Genomic DNA, 12,903 nt, shown 5'->3' with positions numbered 1-12,903 from the left:
ATGGACGCCCCCCACTAGTGGCCGACGGAGCGGGCCCGGTCGGGCTCCTTCTTGCGCTTGTCGACGTCACGCAGTCCGATCAACGGATCGACGGCCATGCTCAGCCCTACTCGCTCTCAGCTGTGTGTCGTGGTCGCCGCAAACTATCGAGAGCGGACGGGACTTGAGACGCGACACGCACTTTTCGGGCATAAGCCGTATTTAACCTCTCTTCTCGTGGCCGCACGACCCCGGGCACCCCGTCACGCCTCGGCGACCTCCGCGTACCACTGCGACAGCTCCGGCACCCCGCTGGCCGCCCACTCCCGGCCGGCCGTCACGACGTCGAACTCCCGCCCGGAGCCCAGCCGTACGACGGGTTCGCCGCCCGGCCAGAAGGTCCACTCGGCGCCCTCGACGGTGCGGACGACGACCGTGCCGAGGTAGAGCCCGGCGTCGTTGCCGAGCCAGATCAGCGTCTCCTCGTCGTCGCGCCAGCGCGGCAGCAGCTGGTCGAGCGCCTCCAGGGAGCCGACCGTGTCGTCGAGCCGGACGCCGGCCTCCTCCGCCTGGGAGCGCAGGAGTTCGCACTCGGACAGCAGCTCGGCCACGCCCTCGGGGTCCGCGTCCAGCAGCGCGCCCGCAGCCCTCTTGCGCCTGTTGCCCAGGAAAGGGATGTTCATACGCCCAGCGTGGCATTCGCACCGTCGTCCGCACCACAGGCGCGCGGGCACCCGTGTCCGCCGTCCCGGTACGATCATCGGACGACAGGAGAGGGAGAGACGTGCGCCGAAAGGCCTGGGCGTTTCCGCTGATCGCGACCCTGCTGCTGGCTCCCCAGACCGCCGCGCGCGCCGGTTCGCGCGCCCCGGGCGCTCCCCCCGTACCCCTGGAGAGCCACTTCGACAACCGGGGCATCAGCGCGGACGACCGCCCCTCCGGCGCGGACCTCGACGGCAGGGGCGCCTCCCTCTCCGCCTCGGCGCTCGCCTCGGCGGGCTGGACCCCCGGCCGCGCCCTGACCGTGCACGGCACCCGCCTGACCTGGCCGGCGACCGCCCCCGGCGCCCCGGACAACGTCCTCGCCGACGGGCAGCGGGTGACCGCCCTCGGCCGGGGCGACGCGCTCACGTTCCTCGTCACGAGCACGGCGGGGCACACCGCGCGCGGGGAGGGCGAGATCGCGTACGCCGACGGCACGCGCGCGCCGTACACCCTCGCCGCCCCCGACTGGCGCCGGGGCCCTCTCGCCACGAAGGCGGTCGCCCTCCCCCACGTCAACACCCCCGCCGGCCGCCGTCCCGCACGCGCGCGCGTGTACGCCGTGACGGTCCCCCTGGCGCCGGCCCGCACCGTCACCTCCGTACGCCTCCCCGTCGCCTCCGGCCTTCACGTATTCGCCCTCGCGATCCGCACGAACCCCGGTCCCTGGACCGGCACGTGGGCCACGGCCCAGTCGGGCCTCCCCGCCGAGGGCCCGTGGACGGACCGCACGCTGCGGCTGGTCGTCCACACGTCGGCGGGCGGCGCCCGCGTACGGCTGCGCTTCGACAACACGTTCGCCTCGGTGCCGGTGCGGATCGGGGCGGCGACGGTGGCGCTGCGCGCGCGGGCGGCAGGCGTGCCGGGGGCGGGCCCGATGCCGGGTGGGCGGGCGAGCGCGTCCGGAGAGGTCCCGGCGGAGTCTGCCGGGGGCGCGGGCGCCACGGCGTCCCGAACCGCCTCGGGCGGCTCCACCGGGTCTTCCGGCCGCACGCCGCCCGTGACGGCTCCGGCAGCCCCCGCCGAGCCTCTGAGCCCAACCCCGGGTCCGACGGCCCCTGGCGCCGCCCCCAGCGGCTCCGGAGCGGCCGTGGACGGGGTTCCGGTGCCCGTGTCCTTCGGCGGGGCGTCCGGTGTCGAGATCCCCGCCGGGACGCGCGCCGTCAGCGATCCGGTGGACCTCGTCGTGCCCGCGGGCGCCGATCTGCTGGTCAGCTTCCACCTGCCGGGGACCGTGACCGCGCTGCCCACGCACCGGTACGCCTCGCAGCGGTCGTACCTCAGCGCGCCGGGCGATCACACGGCGGACCGCGCGGGGACGGCGTACGCCTCGGAGCTCACCGGGTGGCCGCTGCTCGCCGGGGTCGACGTGGCCGGGGGACCCGGGAGCGTCGTCCTTCTGGGGGACTCGATCACCGACGGGTACCTGTCGACGACGGACGCGAACCGGCGGTGGCCGGACGGGCTCGCCGCGCGCCTGCGCGGACAGCGGGCGGTACCCGCGTACGGCGTGCTGAACGCCGGGATCGCCGGGAACCGCGTCGCCGCCGACGGCTATGCCGGGGACGGCGTCTCGCCCGTCGCCTCGGGAGTGTCCGCGCTCGCGCGGCTGGAGCGGGACGTGTTCGCGCAGCCTTCGGTGCGGACGCTGGTCGTCTTCGAGGGGATCAACGACCTGCTCCGGGGCGGGACGTCGGACGACGTGACCGACGGGCTGCGGAAGCTCGCCGAGCGGGCCGGGGCGCGCGGGGTACGGGTACTGGGCGCGACGCTCCTGCCGTGCGCCGGGGACCCGAGATGCACCCCCGAGGTCCAGAAGCGGCGCGAGAAGGTCAACGCGTGGATCCGGGACGGCGACGCCTTCGACGCCGTCCTCGACTTCGACGCCGCGCTGCGGGACCCCGCCGATCCGGCCCGGCTGCTGCCCGCGTACGACAGCGGGGACCGGCTGCACCCTTCGGACGCGGGGTACGCGGCGCTGGCGGCGGCGGTGGACCTGACGGAGCTGTGACCTCCGACGAGGCGCCGACGTGCCGGCACCCGTCGCCCTCCCTCCGGGGTACTACCCGGTTACACCTCCAGGTCGACGACCACCGGCGCGTGGTCCGACGCGCCCTTCCCCTTGCGCTCCTCGCGGTCGACGTACGCGTCCTTGACCGCCTTCGCGAAGGGCTCGTTGCCGTAGACCAGGTCGATGCGCATGCCCCGGTTCTTGGGGAAGGCGAGCTGGCGGTAGTCCCAGTAGGTGTACGGGTGGTCGTACTTGAGGGGGCGGGGTACGACGTCCGTGAGACCGGTCTCGCGCAGGGCCGCGAGGGCCGCGCGCTCGGCGGGGGTGACGTGGGTGAGGCCCTCGAAGACGGCCGTGTCGAAGACGTCGTCGTCCGTGGGGGCCACGTTGTAGTCACCGAGGACGGCGAACGGACGGCCCCCCTGCGCGTCGCCCGTGACGGCCGCCTTCAGCGCCTCGAACCACTGGAGCTTGTACGCGTAGTGCGCGTGGTCGACCTCGCGCCCGTTCGGCACGTACACCGACCACACGCGCACGGGACCGCAGGTCGCCGACACCGCGCGCGGCTCCTCGGCGCCGTCGTACTCCGGGCCGCCCGGCAGGCCCTTGACGACGTCGTCGAGGCCGACCCGGGAGAGCACCGCCACGCCGTTCCACCGGCCCGTCGCGTTCACCGCCGCCTCGTACCCGGCCTCGCGCAGCGCGTCGAACGGGAACTGCTCCTCGGCCAGCTTGGCCTCCTGGAGGCACAGCACGTCCGTGCCGCTGCTCTCCAGCCAGGCCAGGAGCCTCGGCAGGCGGGCGGTGATCGAGTTCACGTTCCAGGTCGCGATGCGCATGCCCGACAACCTACCGGGCCCCACCGACAGTCACAGCGAGGTGCTCTCCCCGGGCGCCAGCCGCCCGTGCTCGGCGCCGCCCAGCGAGCCGATCTGGTTGTCGTAGATCGGCCGGGCGAGGTCGGTCAGGAGGGCGTCGTGGATGTCGTACGCGCGCGCGGGCTTCACCTCGCGGACGTAGTCGATCACCTCGGAGATCTTGCTCCAGGGGGCCATCACGGGCAGCATCAGCGTCTCCACGGCGTGGTCGGGGACGGTGAGCGCGTCCCCGGGGTGGAAGACGCGGCCGTCGTCGATCAGGTAGCCGACGTTCGTGATGCGCGGGAGGTCCGGGTGGATCACGGCGTGCAGTTCGCCGTGGACCTGGACGTCGAACCCGGCGGCGGTGAACGTGTCGCCGTGCCCGACGGTGTGCACGCGCCCGGGGAAGGCCGCCGTGAGCTGCTCCGCGACCGCGCGCAGGGTCCAGATCCCGGCCTCGGGGTTCGCCTCCAGCGCGGCCCTCAGGTGCGCCTCGCTGAAGTGGTCCGGGTGCTCGTGCGTGATCAGGATCGCGTCCGCGCCGACAGCCGCGTCCGCCTCGCTGAACACACCCGGGTCGAGGACGAGGGTGCGGCCGTCCTTCTCCAGGCGGACACAGGCGTGCGACTTCTTGGTGAGCTGGATGGACTTCGTCATGGGTCCATCCTGCATCGCTCACTCCTGCGGTGTGGTCTCCTCCCGGATGACCTGCTGGGCCACCCGGAACGCGCTGTTGGCCGAGGGCACCCCGCAGTAGACGGCGGCGTGCAGCAGGACCTCCTTGATCTCGTCCGGGGTGAGGCCGTTGCGCAGGGCCGCGCGCGTGTGGAAGGCGAGTTCGTCGAGGTGACCGCCCGCGACGAGGGCCGTCAGGGTGACGCAGCTGCGCGCGCGCCGGTCGAGGCCGGGGCGGTCCCAGATCTCGCCCCAGGCGTACCGGGTGATGAACTCCTGGAAGTCGCCGGAGAAGTCGTCGGCCTGGGTCAGCGCGCGGTCCACGTGCGCGTCGCCGAGCACCTCGCGGCGGACCTTCAGCCCGGAGTCGTACGGGTCGGGCCGCCCCATCACCTGGTCGGTCGCGACCGGCGGGGCCGGGGCGATCTCGGCGATCGGGACGGGCTGCTGCGGAAGTACTACGGGTATCCCCGGTACCACGGTCTGACCCGTGTCGTACCCGGGCTGCCAGGCCGTCGAGAAGTGCCGCACCAGCAGGTCGGTGACGGCGGCCGGCTGCTCCACCGGTACGAGGTGCGAGGCGCCGGGGACGACGGCGAGGCGCGCGTCCGGGATGCCGGCGACCAGCGTGCGCGCCTCGGCGGGGCCGGTGACCTGGTCGTCGGAGCCGACGAGGACCAGCGTCGGGACGCCGACCATGCCCAGTTCGTGCCGTACGTCGAAGGCGGCGAGGGCCTCGCAGGAGGCGATGTAGCAGCCGGGGTCGGTGGTGCGGACCATCTGGACGGCCCAGTCGGTGATCGCGGGCTGCGCGGCGGCGAACCCGGCCGTGAACCAGCGGTCCGGCGAGGTGCGGGCGATCGGGTCGAGGCCGTTGGTGCGCACGATCACGCCGCGCTGGCGGAACTCGTCGGCCGTGCCGAACCGGGGCGAGGAGGCGATCAGCGCGAGCGAGGCGAGCCGTTCGGGGTGGCGCAGGGCGAGTTCGACGCCGACGGCGCCCGCGAGCGCGCAGCCCGCGAAGCCGAAGCGCTGCACGCCGAGCGCGTCCAGGGTGGCCAGCAGGCGCGCGGCCAGGTCGGCGACCGATCCGGCGGGGTAGGCGGGGGCGCCGCCGTGGCCGGGCAGGTCGAACCTGAACACCCGCCACTGCTTGGTGAGTTCGGGAATCTGCCGGTCCCACATGTGCCAGGTGGTCCCGAGCGAGGGGCCCAGGATGAGCACGGGGGCGTCGTCCGGCCCGTCGAAGCGGTACTGGAGGGTGGGCGTCACCGGCCCGGCCATCGGCGGGGCAGCGGGCACGGCGCCGGCGGGCAGCGCGCTCCCGACGACGGCCGGCAGCACGGCCGCCGGCAGACCCGGGATCGCGGTCGCGGGGGTGGGGGTCTTCGTCTCACTCACCGCTCCACGCTAACCGCCCCACGCGCCACGCGGGCCACGGCCCCCTCCAACTCCGCGCGCTCTCCCCTCCGTATCACCGCATCACGCCCGCGGAACCGCGAACTCACCGCGTCTCCCGGAGGAAGTAGCGGCGGTGCCGGTCGTCCAGCCGTTCCATGTCGAGCAGGACGAAGAAGTCGGCGACGTCGAACTCCGGGTCGTGGGCCGGGGGTCCGCACACCCAGGCGCCGAGGCGGAGGTAGCCGCGCAGCAGCGGGGGCAGCAGGGTGGAGTCGGGTGTGCCCGCGCCGGGGCGCCGTGGCGTCCACGGCCGGCGCGGGTGGACCCGGTACGCGGCGGGAGCGGCGTACCGGGCGGCGCCGAGCAGCCATGCGCTGGAGGCCGCACGGCCGCCGTCGGCCAGCGGTACGGAGGCGCAGCCCGCCAGGTAGCGCCGGCCGGAGAGCAGGGCGTAGCGGGCCAGGCCGGCCCACAGCAGGCCGACGACGGCGCCCCGGCGGTGGTCCGGGTGGACGCAGGCCCGGCCCGCCTCGACCGTCGAGGGGCGCAGCTCGCGCAGGCCGCTCAGGTCGAACTCGGTGTCGGCGTAGGAGACTTCGGCCCGCCCCGGGGGCAGGAGCCGGTAGGTGCCGACGACGTCGTCCGTGGTGGTGTCGGTGACGATGAGGTGGTCGGCCGGCTCGTCGAAGCCGTCCACGTCGTGGCCGCTCAGCGGTGTGTCGAGGCGGATGCCCAACTCGTCGGCCAGGACGCGGTAGCGCAGTCGCTGGGCGGCCCGGATCTGCTCCTCGGTGTCGGCGATGGAGGTGACGTAGTTGCTCTTGACCGATGTCGCGGCTGTCGAGGGCATGGGTGCCGTTCTCCCCTTGGGTGGACGCACGGAACTTGCCTGGTCGCGCCGGGCGGTTGCGGGCGCCCGGCGGGGGCGTCGGCCCCTCGACAAGGACCGTAGGAGCGGTCGGGGGAACGGGTGAAGGGGTCGAAGGTAGGCGCGGGCCCCGACTTTCGTCAGGGCCCCGGTCCCCCGTGGGTCACCCTTCCCGCAGTTCGAGCGTGCAGCACTTGACGCTGCCGCCGGCCTTGAGGAGTTCGGTGAGGTCGACTCCGATCGGTTCGAAGCCGCGCTGTCTGAGCCCGGCCATGAGCCCTGTCGCGGACTGGGGCAGCAGCACGTGGCGGCCGTCGCTGAAGGCGTTGAGACCGAAGACCCCGGCGTCCTCGGCCGTGGCGAGGAGCGCGCCCGGGAACAGTTCCCGCAGGACGGCGCGGCTGCCCGGGGAGAACGCCTCGGGGTAGTACATGACCTCGTCGTCGGCGAGGACGGCGAGCGCGGTGTCGAGGTGGTAGAAGCGCGGGTCGACCAGGGTCAGTCCGGTGACCGGTATGCCGAAGTACTCCTGGGCCTCGGCGTGCGAGCGCGGGTCGGTGCGGAACCCGGTGCCCGCCAGGAGCCGGCGGCCGACGAGGAGGTAGTCGCCCTCCCCCTCGTTGATGTGCTCGGGCCAGTGCGTCTCGGGGAAGCCGTTCGCGCGCAGCCAGGACAGGTACAGCGGGCCCTCGGCGGTGCGTTCCTCGTGCCGGAAGCGGGCGCCGAGCACCCGCCCGTCCACGACCGTGGCGCCGTTGGCCGCGAAGACCATGTCGGGCAGCCCGGCCACCGGCCGGACGACCTCCACCGTGTGCCCCAGGTCGCGGTAGAGGCTGCGCAGCCGCTCCCACTGGGCGAGGGCGAGGCCGCCGTCGACCGGCTTCTCCGGTTCCATCCACGGGTTGATGGAGTAGGTGACGTCGAAGTGGCTGGGCGGGCACATCAGCAGTCGGCGCGGGGCCGCCGTACGCGGGCTGGTTTCTGGCATGTCTTTACCCTTCGGAGAATAGGGGATTTTGGGATTCCGGGATTCGGAGTATCGGGCCGGGGTAGGAAGTGGCACTGAAAACTATTACCCTGCACAGACCTACCAGGGAATGAGAAACATGTATCGAACCATGATGAAGTCGAAGATCCATCGGGCGACCGTGACCCAGGCGGATCTGCACTATGTCGGATCGCTCACCATCGATGCCGACCTGATGGATTCCGCAGACCTGCTCCCGGGAGAGCGCGTCGACATCGTCGACATCGACAATGGCGCGCGTCTTTCCACCTATGTCATCGAAGGACCCCGGAATTCGGGGGTCATAGGAATCAACGGTGCGGCGGCCCGGCTGATCAGTCCGGGTGACCTCGTCATCGTCATCGCCTACGCGATGGTGACGGACGAGGACGCGGCGAAGCTGGAGCCCCGGGTCGTGTTCGTGGACGGGGAGAACAGGGTGGCCGGCCTGGGTTCGGACCCCGCCGGTGTGCCGGCCGGTTCCGAGCTGCGGCGCGGGGACGTGGCCGACGGCTAGGGCGGCGCGGGGCAGCGGCCGGAGCGCTTCCGGCCGCTGCCGGCGTCGCCGTCACACCGGGGCGGGCACGCCGGGTTCGCGTGCCGGGCGCAGCGCCGCCAGCAGGGTGCGGTTCACCGTGTCCGGGTGCTCCAGGTAGCCGATGTGTCCGCAGCCGTCGACGACCTCGAACGTGGCGCCGGGGATGGCCGCGGCGATCTCACGGCCGGCCGAGGGCGGGGCCAGGACGTCGTCGGAGAAGGAGACGACGTGGCTGGGCGCCCGGATGTCCCGGTACGCGGGGAGCCGGTCCGGCATGGGGTAGAGCCCGCGCTGGGCCCGTACCGTCGACTCGGCCGCCGTGGACAGTTCGAAGACCTCCAGCCAGTCCGTGGTCCGCCGGTCGTCCGCGAGGCTCCGCCGCGAGAGCTGCTGGAGCACCTGCACCACCGCCCGGTAGCGGGGCGGCAGTTCGATGCCGAGGTCCTCCAGTTCGCGTTCGGCGCGCGTCAGCGCCGTACTCATGGCGTCGCTGCGGCCCCGGGCCGCCATGAGGACGAGCCTGCTCACCAGCTCCGGGCGCGCGAGCGCCAGTTCGGCGGCGATGCGGGCGCCGAGCGAGGTGCCGACGACCGCGCACGGACCGATGCCGAGGTGCTCGATCAGCGCGGCCACATCGGCCGCCATGTCGGCCACGGTGAAACCGGGCGGGCTGCCGTCGGACGGGGAGACACCCCGGTTGTCGAAGGTGACGACCCGGTGTCCCGCCGCGGCCAGCGCGGGCACCTGATGCAGGTGCCACGCTCTTCCGCTGCCGCCGGTTCCCATGACGAGAACCACGGGTACGCCGTTTCCGGTTTCCTGGTAGGTCAACCTGAATCCGTCGCGGATGATTTCGGGCATGCGTACTCCTCGTGCGGGCAGCCGGTATTGCTGCGGACCGGCCTGCTTACAGCGACAATCGTGCCTGAGTGAAAGGCTTCCGCTTTCGGCGGACGGTGTTGTGTGATGTCAGCGTTCGTATCCTCGTGAATACAGTGGAAGGACCAGCGCACGATGTCTGGCGTTAATGAGATTCCTGTCGTCGAGGCGGCCACCGAAGGTCCCGAATGGCTCCGCGAGAATGCGGACGCACTGCGGTCGGCCGCTTTGGAGCAGGGCGCGGTTCTGGTGCGGGGGCTGCGGATGTCGAGTCACGCGGACGCCGCCGCGGCGAGCCGTGCGCTCACCTCGGAGCTGATGACCGAGGTGGAGGGGTTCGCGCCCCGCAAGGCGCTGCCGGGCGGGGTGTACTCGTCGTCGGAGTGGCCCGCCGACCAGCCCATGTGCATGCACCACGAGCTGAGCAGCGCCCCTCGGTACCCGCAGTGGCTGGTGTTCTCCTGCCTGAAGGCGAGCGCTTCCGGTGGCGTCGTGTCGGTGGCCGACGCAGCGAAGGTGCTCGACTCCCTGCCGGCCGGCATCGTCGAGCCCTTCGAGCGGGAGGGCTGGCAACTGGTCCGCAGCTACGACCAGTTGGTGGGCCCCTCCTCGGCCGACGCGTTCGGCACGGCCGACCCGCAGGCCGTGGAGCGGTACTGCGCCACCCACGGCATCGAGTTCCGGCGCCTGCCGGGCGGCGCTCTCCAGACCCGTCAGACACTGCCGGCCGTGGTGAAGCACCCGCTCACGGGACGGCGCTGCTGGTTCAACCAGATCGCCTTCCTCAACGAGTGGACGATGGACCCGGCGATCCGCGCGTACCTGGTGGGCGAGTTCGGCCCCGAGGGCCTGCCGTTCACGACGTTCCTCGGCGACGGGACACCGCTGGACCCCGCCACCGTCGAAGCCGTCAACGCGACGTACGACCGGCACGCGGTCGACGTCCCGTTGCGCGACGGCGACCTGCTGCTGGTGGACAACATCGGCACCGCGCACAGCCGCGCCCCCTACAGCGGTGCGCGCGAGCTGGTGGTGGCGCTGGGGGACCCGCTGCCCAGGCTGCCCGGATAGCCCGCGCGGAGCCGGGCGGTGGGGCCGGCGCCCCGCCGCCCGTTGCGGCCTCATCGGTCCGGTCCGAAGCTCAGTGTCCGGTAGGTGGTCACGTTCCCCGCCAGGGCGGAGCACGCCTGGACGGCCCGCACGATCTTGCGCGGCCGGTCCGGATCGGCGTCGTCGATCAGGATGCCGAGCGAGGTCCCGCTGTGCGCGGCCACGACGCCGAGGCCGCCGGCCTCCTCGCAGATCGCGGTCATCCGCTCCAGGGTCCGCTTGGGGCGCAGCGCCTGGTTCAGCACCGCGCTGCGGGTGGCGACGGCGCCCACCGTCCGCAGGTCGCCGTCCCGTACGGCGTCCGCGAGGCGGTCCAGGAGGCGCGCGTACTCGCGGTGCTGCGCCGTGGTGAACGGTTTGGGGATCCGGTTGAACTCGACGGTGTCGACGGTGCCCCCCTCGTCGACGCCGACGACGGTCATGGGCGGCAACGAGCCGAGCACCTGGCGCAGTCGGACCCGGCGGTGGTGGTAGGCGACGACGCTGTCGTAGAGGACGCCGTCGGTCGGCTCGATGCGGCCGAGGTACGACTCGATGCGGCGCGGCGGCATCGGGATGCCGAGGGCGTTGCCGGCGGCGCGGGCGGTGGCGACCAGGTCGGCGGAGGAGCTGGCGAGCCCCTTGCCCTCGGGCAGGGTGCTGTCCAGGGTGAGGAGGCCCCCCAGGGGGACCGGCAGTTCCGCCATGATCATCGACACCAGGCGGGCCGCCTTGCGCTTGTGCTCCGGCACCACCCGGACCGTCGTGGAGTGCGGGTCGGTGCGGAAGGTGGCCACGGTCCAGCGCGCGATGGGCAGCGTCACCAGGAAGTCGCCGTCGGGGCCCGGCAGGACGCCTTGGAGCAGTTCGCCGAAGGTGCCGAACGCCGTGCTGACGCCGGTCGTGCCCGGGCCGGGCGGCCCGGCGTGCCGCAGCGCGGAGCCGTCTGCGGGAGCATTCAGGGAAAGTGCCAACTCTGAACCCCAGTCGCGTGGAAGCGGAACGTTCGCAGCAATCCCGAGCTCACGGATTCCGCTGGGCGAACAGTGCGGGAGGCGCTGCCCCGGCCCAACGGTGCCAACGGACCGCGATCGGTGTCAACGAGCTGTATCCCTCTCGCAAAGTGCCAGCTCACTGGCGGATCGGCGGGGCCGTCCGGGGGTACGGAGCGGGCCCGGGGGTTCGGTAGGGTCGGCCGGATGACGAAGCATGGGGGACCCGAGGAAGAGAGCGTCCGGCTGGACGTGCCGAGGCCGTTACCGACGTCCGGAAGAGCGCTGTTGTGGGACGGGGCGCTGTGGCTGGCGCTCGCCGGTGCGGGCGGGTGGGCGTTCTGGTCGGCGCTGAACCCCTCGGTGGTGCTGGACCTGGTGCTGCCCCTCCTGGTGCTGGCGGTGGCGATTCCGGGCAGCCGCAGATGGCCGAGCGCCGCGGTGTTCGCCGGCAACGCGCTGTGCGCGGTGGGGCTCGCCGACGAGTCCAGCCCGGCCAACGCCTACGCGCTGGCGCTGGCCGCGCTGACGTACCTGATGGGGGTGCGGACCCAGGTGGGACGAGCGCCCCTGCTGGTGCTCACCTCGTGCCTCGCCGTCGACCTCGCGCTGTGCGCGGTGCTCGGGCGCGGTGCGGTGTGGTGGTTCTACGCGGTCACCGTGCTGCCCGTGGCCCTGCTGGTGCCGTGGCTCGTCGGCCGCTACCTCCAGGCGCGGCGGGCCCTCGTGTCGGGCGGCTGGCGGCTGGCGCAGACCCTGGAGGAGCAGCAGCGGTTCGTCGCCGAGCAGGCCAGGCTCCGCGAGCGGACCCGGATAGCCGCCGACATGCACGACTCCCTCGGGCACGTCCTGAGCCTCATCGCGCTGCGGGCGGGCGCGCTCGAACTGTCGCCGACCCTCAACGACCAGGACCGCGACGACGTGGCCGAGCTGCGCAAGGCCGTCTCGGAGGCCGTCGACCACCTCCGGGAGACCGTGACGGTGCTGCGCGACGGCCCGGACGACACCGGCGTCAAGGACTCCTCCGTCGAGTCCGTGGAGGCACTCCTCGCCCGGGCGACCGCGTCCGGCATCGCCGTCGACCTGGTCCGGGAGGGCGGCAGCCCCTCCTTCTCGCCCCTCGTCGAGCACGCCGTGTACCGGGTCGTGCAGGAGTCGCTGACGAACGCGACCAAACACGCCCCCGGCAGCGCCGTCCACGTCCGGATCGCCCACGAGGACGGCCGTACCGAGGTCGAGGTCATCAACTCGGCCCCGCCGGCGGGCCCGCTGCCCGGACTGGTGCCGGGGAACCGGGGGCTCGCCGGGCTGCGGGAGCGGGTGAGCGCGCTCGGCGGCGACCTGAGCACCGGACCGTTCGAGCGGGGGTTCCGGGTGACCGCCGTGATGCCCGACCGGGTGAGCAGCGCGCGGACGGACCTCGCGCGGCAGTCCCCGCCCGAGGCCGGGGCCGAGTCGACGCGCCGGATGGGCGACGCGCGGCGCAAGGTCCGGCTGCGCTTCGTGGTGGCGTTCGTCGCACCGGCCGCGCTCGCCCTCACGGTCCTGCCGTCCGCCGGGTACCTCGCCTACCAGCTCGCGACGTGCGTGCTGCACCCGACGGACTACTCGGCCATCCAAGTGGGCCAGAAACGGGCGGAGTTCGCCCGCCTGCTCCCTCTCCAGAGCTACCGCTACCCGTCCGACGCCCTGCTGGCGGCCCCCCGGCCGCGCGGCACCCGGTGCGAGTTCTACCGGTCGAACGGCAACCTCCTCGACCAGGTGGACATGTACCGGCTCTGCTTCTCGGGCGACCGCCTGACCGCGAAGGACGTTCTGCCGGACGGCCCCAGGGACCGCTGAC

12 protein-coding genes are annotated in these 12,903 nt (G+C 73.1%); 4 read left to right on the top strand and 8 right to left on the bottom strand.

Features of this window, described 5'->3' with window-relative positions; genetic code table 11:
* Nucleotides 1-242: 242 nt before the first annotated feature.
* Entirely contained in the window at nt 243-662 is a 420-nt protein-coding gene (locus J8M50_RS38185) for a DUF6278 family protein (RefSeq protein WP_010355033.1), read from the bottom strand.
* A gap of 101 nt (nt 663-763) precedes the next feature.
* Between J8M50_RS38185 and J8M50_RS38180 the strand changes: the two genes are divergently transcribed.
* The gene (locus tag J8M50_RS38180; RefSeq protein WP_010355032.1) at nt 764-2,752 is read left to right on the top strand and encodes an SGNH/GDSL hydrolase family protein; all 1,989 of its coding nucleotides are present in this window, start codon (nt 764-766) and stop codon (nt 2,750-2,752) included.
* 59 nt (nt 2,753-2,811) lie between these two features.
* On the opposite strand, the gene J8M50_RS38175 is transcribed toward J8M50_RS38180, so the two are convergent.
* The 5 genes from J8M50_RS38175 to ddaH all read right to left on the bottom strand — a co-directional run bounded on the left by J8M50_RS38175 (nt 2,812) and on the right by ddaH (nt 7,544).
* Nucleotides 2,812-3,591: an exodeoxyribonuclease III gene (locus J8M50_RS38175; RefSeq protein WP_010355031.1), complete on the bottom strand. Its 780-nt coding sequence runs from the start codon at nt 3,589-3,591 to the stop codon at nt 2,812-2,814.
* Nucleotides 3,592-3,621: 30 nt separating this feature from the next.
* Nucleotides 3,622-4,257, bottom strand: coding sequence for an MBL fold metallo-hydrolase (locus tag J8M50_RS38170; protein ID WP_029184040.1), 636 nt, complete (start codon nt 4,255-4,257; stop codon nt 3,622-3,624).
* Between the two features lie 30 nt (nt 4,258-4,287).
* Entirely contained in the window at nt 4,288-5,571 is a 1,284-nt protein-coding gene (gene pcaDC / locus J8M50_RS38165; protein WP_029184039.1) for a bifunctional 3-oxoadipate enol-lactonase/4-carboxymuconolactone decarboxylase PcaDC, read from the bottom strand.
* A gap of 220 nt (nt 5,572-5,791) precedes the next feature.
* A complete protein-coding gene (locus tag J8M50_RS38160) occupies nt 5,792-6,538 on the bottom strand; it encodes a GNAT family N-acetyltransferase (RefSeq protein ID WP_010355028.1) in 747 nt (248 codons plus the stop codon).
* 181 nt (nt 6,539-6,719) lie between these two features.
* The gene (gene ddaH / locus J8M50_RS38155) at nt 6,720-7,544 is read right to left on the bottom strand and encodes a dimethylargininase (protein ID WP_010355027.1); all 825 of its coding nucleotides are present in this window, start codon (nt 7,542-7,544) and stop codon (nt 6,720-6,722) included.
* Between the two features lie 118 nt (nt 7,545-7,662).
* Between ddaH and panD the strand changes: the two genes are divergently transcribed.
* The gene (panD, locus tag J8M50_RS38150; RefSeq protein WP_029184037.1) at nt 7,663-8,079 is read left to right on the top strand and encodes an aspartate 1-decarboxylase; all 417 of its coding nucleotides are present in this window, start codon (nt 7,663-7,665) and stop codon (nt 8,077-8,079) included.
* A 51-nt stretch (nt 8,080-8,130) separates the two neighbouring features.
* On the opposite strand, the gene J8M50_RS38145 is transcribed toward panD, so the two are convergent.
* The gene (locus J8M50_RS38145) at nt 8,131-8,961 is read right to left on the bottom strand and encodes an alpha/beta fold hydrolase (protein ID WP_010355025.1); all 831 of its coding nucleotides are present in this window, start codon (nt 8,959-8,961) and stop codon (nt 8,131-8,133) included.
* 153 nt (nt 8,962-9,114) lie between these two features.
* Between J8M50_RS38145 and J8M50_RS38140 the strand changes: the two genes are divergently transcribed.
* On the top strand, nt 9,115-10,050 hold the full coding sequence (locus J8M50_RS38140) for a TauD/TfdA family dioxygenase (RefSeq protein ID WP_050987265.1): 936 nt from the start codon (nt 9,115-9,117) through the stop codon (nt 10,048-10,050).
* Nucleotides 10,051-10,100: 50 nt separating this feature from the next.
* On the opposite strand, the gene J8M50_RS38135 is transcribed toward J8M50_RS38140, so the two are convergent.
* Nucleotides 10,101-11,042 carry a GHMP family kinase ATP-binding protein gene (locus J8M50_RS38135; RefSeq protein ID WP_010355023.1) on the bottom strand — a complete coding sequence of 314 codons (942 nt, stop codon included), beginning with the start codon at nt 11,040-11,042 and terminating at the stop codon, nt 10,101-10,103.
* Nucleotides 11,043-11,267: 225 nt separating this feature from the next.
* On the opposite strand from J8M50_RS38135, the gene J8M50_RS38130 reads away from it, so the two are divergent.
* Entirely contained in the window at nt 11,268-12,902 is a 1,635-nt protein-coding gene (locus tag J8M50_RS38130) for a sensor histidine kinase (RefSeq protein ID WP_100216788.1), read from the top strand.
* The last annotated feature ends 1 nt before the right edge of the window (nt 12,903 follow it).

Origin of the sequence: Streptomyces acidiscabies (genome assembly GCF_020010905.1) — a bacterium.
GTDB classification, from domain to species: Bacteria; Actinomycetota; Actinomycetes; order Streptomycetales; family Streptomycetaceae; genus Streptomyces; species Streptomyces acidiscabies.
Note: the sequence above shows the minus strand (reverse complement) of the source record. Positions and strands in the feature narration are given on the sequence as shown.